The organism is Paractinoplanes toevensis, assembly GCF_018332695.1.
GTDB lineage: Bacteria > Actinomycetota > Actinomycetes > Mycobacteriales > Micromonosporaceae > Actinoplanes > Actinoplanes toevensis.
This window is the reverse complement of sequence record NZ_BOQN01000082.1, coordinates 22593-28836: the sequence shown is the minus strand read 5'-3', so window position 1 is coordinate 28836 and position 6244 is coordinate 22593. Positions and strand designations below refer to the sequence as shown.

Here is a 6244-nt window from a genome sequence, read left to right as displayed (position 1 = left end):
CACCGGCCTGGACCCGGTCACGGCCGAGCGCGAGCAGTGGGACGACGGGAACAACACCCTGGCCATCGCGCCACGGCTGTGCGTGGCCTACGAGCGCAACATCGAGACCAACGCCCAGCTCGAGCGGGCCGGCATCGAGGTGGTCCGGATCAGCGGCTCGGAGCTGGGCAGCGGCCGCGGCGGCCCACGCTGCATGAGCTGCCCGATCGAGCGGGAGCCGCTGGTCAACTGACCAGCGGCTCCGGAAACATCAACTTCCGATATCGGGTAACTGCCGCACTGGCCGTCGTCCGCTGATTGTTTATCGCGCTTTGTCGGCCGGCTCCGGCTCGACCCGATCGATGACCGGAGACCGCGAGACGGCAGCGCTTCGCCTCATGGCCGGCGGCCATCGAGGCTTCGACCAAAGACCGAACTGCCTGGTCTTCGCCAATGCCTCGATGATCGCGGGCCGGTCCTCAGGTGCGGCGCCGTGAAGCGCCATGCGGGCGATGGCGACGTTCTGAATGGGTCGGAACACCGCAGCGACTACAGCCGCGAGGGCAGCCCCTTCGATGAGCATTTGACTCAAGCCCGCTGGGTGCGTGTGTCGTCCGGCTGCCGCAACCCAATCCGGAAAGTCACCACTACGTGATAATTAGGTGACTGATTGTGCACGCGGAGTGTTCTTGTTACGGTCAAGGCAATGCCTCCTTGGGCTACCCGGCTCGCGTGAGGGATTGAGAAACGGCATCCGTGGACAAGACGGGTGCCGTTTCGTTGTGCGGCTGCGGCGAGCAGGAGGCGCAGACGTCACTGCTACCTCCGGCAAAAGGTCTCTCCGGGCACTCTTTTCACTACCGTACGTGCACGATCCGGTACGGAGGCAAGGCATCTGGGCAAAAGAGAGGCGAGTGAGTGGGGAGGAATGCCGCATTCACTCACTAATTTTCTTACGGATAGTGCATCCCCGGGGGGTTGTCTCCCCCTTGGGGTCCTGGAACACGAAGTTAGCCTGACCTGAGCTGGCGTGCACCGATGTCCCGGGATCTAGTCAGAACGTCATCAGATGAATGCGAAAAGTAGCGGGGGTGGGCGACCGTTAAGTCGATCCGTTGCGCACGGCCGCTACCGATGGTCAGCTGACGATGACTTCGGAAACTAATAGTTCCGGCACTTCAACCAAGTCCGACTTATCGGGAAAATCAAAGACCGCGATCTCCAGCTGTACGGGGTACGAAGGCGCCTGGTCGACGCGCTTGACCACCTCGCCGTCGACGGTGAACTCCAGCGAGTTTGGGCGCCATTTGACCCCGTACACGTGGAAAGCGGAAACGTCGATCGGAAGATCGACCACCGACCAGTCCTCGGTCAGAGCGGGATCGCGGAAGCGGTGCAGTCCCATGCCGATGCCCTGCGGCCGGCTGCCGAAGACCTCCATCACGCAGATCTCGCCCGAGTGCGAAGGCTCGTCCTCGATGCCGGAGAGCCAGAACGCCACCATCGAGCGCGGCGAGATCACGCCGCGCATCCGGATCGAGATGTCGCCGTAGAGCGGCGTGCAGCCCCAGAACTCCGGCTGCTCCTCGCGCACCTGCTGATTGTCGAGGAACGGCTGGCCGCCGATCGTGCTGCCGACCGGGCCGGAGAAGTTCGCGCTCTGGATGCCCGACACGCGCAGCGGCGTCGGGTGCACGCCCTCGGCCCACAACGGCTGGTCCGCGGGAATGCTCAGGCGCAGCGAGCCGCCGCCGACCGTGTAGGTGGCGGCGGACTGCGCGCGTGAACTCCAATGTGGCAGGTACCAGGGCACCCACACGGAGCGGTCCAGCTCGTCGGTGTCGAACCGGTAGATCATCGCAAGGTGAGCTGGCGGCCGATCAGGCCCTGCTTGGCGCGGCGGGCGTCGGCGTCCAGCGGGCCGGTCTCGGCCAGGATGTCGGCGTACCGCTTGGCGAAGTCGGCCAGCGGGGCCTCCCAGTCGGCGGCCTCCGGCTCGCCGGGGATGTCCCAGACCGGCACCAGCAGACCGTGCGCCCGGAACATACCGGCGAACTTGGTCTTCTCGCCGAGCAGCAGGTCACCCGACGCGGACAGCCGGGCCAGCGCGTCCAGCGCCTGGTCCTCCGGCTCGGGCAGCACCCAGCGGACGTGCCCCTTGTCCGGTGCCACCCGGCACCAGTACGCGGCCCGGCCGGCCGCCAGCCGCACGGTCGGGTAGATCGACGCGTTGGCCCGTTCGAGGGACGCCTTTACGTTCGGGTCCTCGGCCTGGTCGGCGTCCAGCCAGTACTCGAAACCGTCGTGCATGGTGATCTCGAGCGGGCCGTCGGCCAGGATGTCCTGCAGGCGCGGGCCCTCACCGGGCAGGGCCGGCACCGACACCGTGCCGCCGGGCTCGGTGCGCAGGGCGGCCAGGATCGCCACCGTCAGGTCCCGGGAGACGTCGCCGGACTGCACGTGCCGCTGGAGGCCGATGAACACCCGGCCGTCGGTGCGGGTCATCGCGGGCCAGGCCATCGGCAGCACGGTCGACAGCGTGACCTGGCGGTCGCCGTACTCCTCGATGATCTCGGGTTTGAGGGTCAGCGGAGCGGAGGCGGCCGGGACCAGCTCACGCAGGGCGATCCACTCCGGCTCGTCCGCGAGGCCCTCGAACGGGCGGGCGACGAAGATGTCGCGGACCTTCTCGCGCTTCGGGGCGGTTTGGCGTTGGTTGCGACGCTTGCTCACGGCGAGACAGCCTAGGCGTTACGCCCGCAAAGAGAAATTCAGGCGCGCGGCAGGCGGACCTCGGCGGTGGTGCCGCCGCCCTCGCGCGGGCGCAGCGAAACCCAGCCCTGCTGCCGCTCCACCAGTCGTCGCACCAGGTAGAGGCCCAGGCCGGCGCCGGGGTGACGGCGTCGCTCGCCGCCCTCGGCCTGCCAGTAGCGCTCGAAGGCCCGCTCGACGTGCTCGGGGCGGATGCCGATGCCCCGGTCGGCGATCCGGAAGCGCAGGGTTTCCCCGTCGGCGGCCGCGCACAGCTCGATCGCGGTGTCCGGCGCCGAGTTCTTCTCGGCGTTGGTGGCCAGCTCGGTGAGGATGGTGGCGATCGAGTCGCGATCGCCGTACGCCTTGGGCAGTTCGGCCGGCAGATTGCCGAGCTTGATCCGGCGGCGCAGGTCGGCGGGAAGTTCGTCGACGGCGCCGCGCAGCGTCTCGGGCAGATCGAACGGCCCGGCCGGGGCACCGCCGATCTCGCCGTCCTCGCTGGTAGCCGACAGCAGCCGGTCGACCAGCCGGGCCAGCTCCCCGGCCCGGGTGCCGATGACCCGGACGGCCTCATGGCGGCCAGCCTCGCCGAGGGTGTCCCAGTGGTTGGTGAGGGTGTCCGCGTAGCCCTTGATGACCGTCACCGGGGTGCGCAGCTCATGGCTGGTCACGGCGACCCACAGGTCGCGATTTTCCTGGCGGCGGGCCTGGTCGACGTCGGCCGCCAGCTCCCGCTGGGCGGCGTAGAGCCGGCCGAGGAGGGCGGCCAGCAGCTCGATGACCCCGAGATGCGCCGGTCCGGGTTTTTCGTCCTGCTCGCCGAAGTAGACGTGCAGCGAGCCGACGGCCGTGTCGCCGGCCTGGCAGCGGACGCCGAGCACCCGGCTCGGATCGCCGAAGACGTGGTTGAGTGCGTCGACCGAGGTGGGCGCGACGCGCCGGCCGACGGCCGGGACACAGGTGCCGCTGGCGGCGACCACGCGGCCGTGGCCGGGCGAATATTCCACGAAGCCGGCGCCGAGGCCGCCCAGCACCTCTTCGGCGAGACGGACGATGCGCTGCACGACGGGCAGGCCCGTCTCGCCGGCGTTGAGCCGATCGAGGACCGCGATCTGACCCCGGGTCAGCGCGGTGTAGTCGGGACGGTCCGGCATGTCTGCGAGTCTGCCTCGCTTCCTTCGTTTTCGGCAGATGGAGAGACGCGGATCTTGTTCGGATTCACCGTACCGTGGTGGACGTCACACCTGCGCCAGCCGATCCAGCACGAACTTCGGCCGGTCGCTGATCACGCCGTCGACCTCGTGTTTCAGCACCACTTCGAGCTCGTCGGGTTCGTTGACGGTCCACACGTACACCCGATGGCCGGCCTGCTTCAGCGCCGGCACCAGACCGGGTCTCGCGCGCACCAGGCCGATGCCCGGCCCGGCGATCCGCGCGCCGAACGGCAGCCGTCCGCGGCCCACCCCGGGCGGCAGGATCTCCAGCAGGTAGACCGTGGGGAGGGCCGGCGCCAGTGACCGGATGCGGCGCAGCGCCAGGGCCGCGAACGACATCACCGTGACATGGACCGGGTTGTCCGGGTGGTTGTCGGCGAGGCCGTGCCGGCGCAGCTGGGCGACCAGCCGGCGCTCCACCTCGGCGCCGTAGCGGGACGGATGCTTCGTCTCGATGAGCAGCCGCACCGGCCGGCCGCTGTCGCGTATCGCCGTCAGCAGGCGGTCGAGGGTGAGCAGCCGGCTGAGGTCGGGCAGATCGTCGTTCTCCGGGTAGGCGGGGTGCCAGGAGCCGAAGTTCAGCGGTTCGAGCTCGGCCAGGGTCTTGGCACTGACCAGGCCACGGCCGTTGCTGGTGCGCTTGAGGTTGCGGTCGTGCACGCAGACCAGGTGCCCGTCGCGGGTGAGCCGGACGTCGCACTCCAGCCCGTCCGCGCCATCCTCGATGGCGCGCATATATGCCCCGAGTGTGTGCTCGGGCAGAGCATCCGCGCCCCCTCGGTGCGCGAAGACGAACGGTCTGGTCATAGAACTCGGGCCGGTTGCCCGTTCTCGTTGACCACCTCGCGGCCGGTCGCGGCCCAGGACTGCATGCCGCCGTCGAGGTTGCGAACGTTGTCCCACCCGTTGTTCATCAGGTATGAGACGACCTGGCCGGAGCGCCCGCCGGAGCGGCACACCACGACGACCTCGACATCGGTGGGCACCTCGGCCATCCGGGGCGGGATCTCCATCATCGGCAGGTGGTGAGCGCCGGGGGCGTGGCCGGCCTCCCACTCATCGGGCTCACGCACGTCGAGCAGGTAGGCGTCGGCCGACACCTCGGGAGCGGTCACGCTGGGTACTTGTGGTCCGAACACGCTTTTCAGCTTAAGGGTTCGATTACTTGGCCGGGTTAGCCGCCATCCAGTCACTCATCTTGTCGGCCGCCACCGCCTTGTAGAGGGCGAGCGCCTTCTCCCGATCGGAGACCACGACCGACTGGCCGGAGATGGTCTCGCTGCCCTTGTTCGGGCTGGTGATGAAGGTGAGGTTGCTGCCGCGGATGTCGCGGAACTGGACGGCCGCGTCGGTGAGCGAGAAGTCGTTGTCGACCGTCACGGCCGCGGTGACCGCCTTGAGGAAGTCGTTGAGCTTGCCCGGGTTGGTGATCGTGCCGCTGGTCGTCGCCTTCTCCATCAGGGCCTTGAGGAACTCCTGCTGGTGGCGCTGGCGGTCGAAGTCACCGCGGGGGAACTGGTAGCGCTGACGCACCCAGTCGAGGGCCTGCTCGCCGTTCATGTGCATCATGCCCTTGGTGAACACCCGGTGCGGCTTGTGGATCGACGTGATCGTCTTGTCCACCTTCAGGTCGACGCCGCCGAGCGCGTCGGTGACCTCCTTGAAGCCGCCGAAGTCGATCGCCATGACGTGATCGATCTTCACGTCGGTGAGGCACTCGACGGTGTGCACCGCGCGGGGCAGGCCGCCGAACGCGAACGAAGCGTTGATCTTGGCGCGGCTCCCGTCGCTGCAGGCGGCGCTGTTGCTCTTGGGCACGACCACCCACAGGTCCCGGGGGATCGAGACGAGCTGGGCCGACTTGTGGTCGGCCGGGACGTGCATGAGGATCAGCGTGTCGGCGCGCCAGGCGTTCGCCGAGTCCTCCTTGGCGTCCGGGTCCCGCGAGTCGCTGCCGACCAGCAGGATGTTCTGCGCGCCGTCGACGGCCTTGCCCGGCCGGTCCCCGGTGATCCCGGAGAAGGCGTCGGTGCGCTTCAGGTCGCCGTCGAGGTTGGCGGCGTAGCCGTACAGCGAGATGCCGACGATCGTCGCGATGATCAGAACGGCCAGGCCGGCCAGCAGGGCGATGCGGCCCCAGCGGGGCCGAAGCTTCTTCTTGCCGCTGTACGGATTGCCGCGCGGCGGATCTTGATACGGACCACCGGGGTACTCCCTCGGTCCCGGTTGCGGAACGGCGGCTCTTCCGGTGGTCTGCGACATGAAACCAGGTTACGTACCGGGGGCTCTTCTGCCGG

General features: G+C 68.6%; 7 protein-coding genes. 1 reads left to right on the top strand and 6 read right to left on the bottom strand.

All coding sequences use genetic code 11. The features are described from left to right. On the top strand, window positions 1-232 hold a 232-nt coding region (locus tag Ato02nite_RS31165), incomplete at its 5' end, for an arginine deiminase family protein (RefSeq protein ID WP_246607621.1). Window positions 233-1117: 885 nt separating this feature from the next. Here the strand turns inward: Ato02nite_RS31165 and Ato02nite_RS31160 are convergent. From Ato02nite_RS31160 to Ato02nite_RS31135, 6 genes are all read right to left on the bottom strand, one after another. Beyond that, a complete protein-coding gene (locus tag Ato02nite_RS31160) occupies window positions 1118-1837 on the bottom strand; it encodes a glycoside hydrolase family 16 protein (RefSeq protein WP_213010238.1) in 720 nt (239 codons plus the stop codon). Then, window positions 1834-2712 carry a DUF5926 family protein gene (locus Ato02nite_RS31155; protein ID WP_213010237.1) on the bottom strand — a complete coding sequence of 293 codons (879 nt, stop codon included), beginning with the start codon at window positions 2710-2712 and terminating at the stop codon, window positions 1834-1836. Before Ato02nite_RS31155 ends, Ato02nite_RS31160 begins: the two co-directional genes overlap by 4 nt. Window positions 2713-2750: 38 nt before the next feature. Further along, the gene (locus tag Ato02nite_RS31150; RefSeq protein WP_213010236.1) at window positions 2751-3887 is read right to left on the bottom strand and encodes a sensor histidine kinase; all 1137 of its coding nucleotides are present in this window, start codon (window positions 3885-3887) and stop codon (window positions 2751-2753) included. An 84-nt stretch (window positions 3888-3971) separates the two neighbouring features. Then, complete coding sequence (locus tag Ato02nite_RS31145; protein WP_213010235.1) at window positions 3972-4754, bottom strand: glycerophosphodiester phosphodiesterase; 783 nt, start codon at window positions 4752-4754, stop codon at window positions 3972-3974. After that, window positions 4751-5086, bottom strand: coding sequence for a rhodanese-like domain-containing protein (locus Ato02nite_RS31140; RefSeq protein WP_213010234.1), 336 nt, complete (start codon window positions 5084-5086; stop codon window positions 4751-4753). Before Ato02nite_RS31140 ends, Ato02nite_RS31145 begins: the two co-directional genes overlap by 4 nt. Window positions 5087-5108: 22 nt before the next feature. Next, the gene (locus Ato02nite_RS31135; RefSeq protein WP_213010233.1) at window positions 5109-6209 is read right to left on the bottom strand and encodes an LCP family protein; all 1101 of its coding nucleotides are present in this window, start codon (window positions 6207-6209) and stop codon (window positions 5109-5111) included. Between the last annotated feature and the right edge of the window lie 35 nt (window positions 6210-6244).

Coding starts and splice junctions, on each gene's coding strand:
- Ato02nite_RS31160 (WP_213010238.1), bottom strand. CDS start 1,837: ATGATCTACCGGTTCGACACCGACGAGCTGGACCGCTCCGTGTGGGTG.
- Ato02nite_RS31150 (WP_213010236.1), bottom strand. CDS start 3,887: ATGCCGGACCGTCCCGACTACACCGCGCTGACCCGGGGTCAGATCGCG.
- Ato02nite_RS31145 (WP_213010235.1), bottom strand. CDS start 4,754: ATGACCAGACCGTTCGTCTTCGCGCACCGAGGGGGCGCGGATGCTCTG.
- Ato02nite_RS31135 (WP_213010233.1), bottom strand. CDS start 6,209: ATGTCGCAGACCACCGGAAGAGCCGCCGTTCCGCAACCGGGACCGAGG.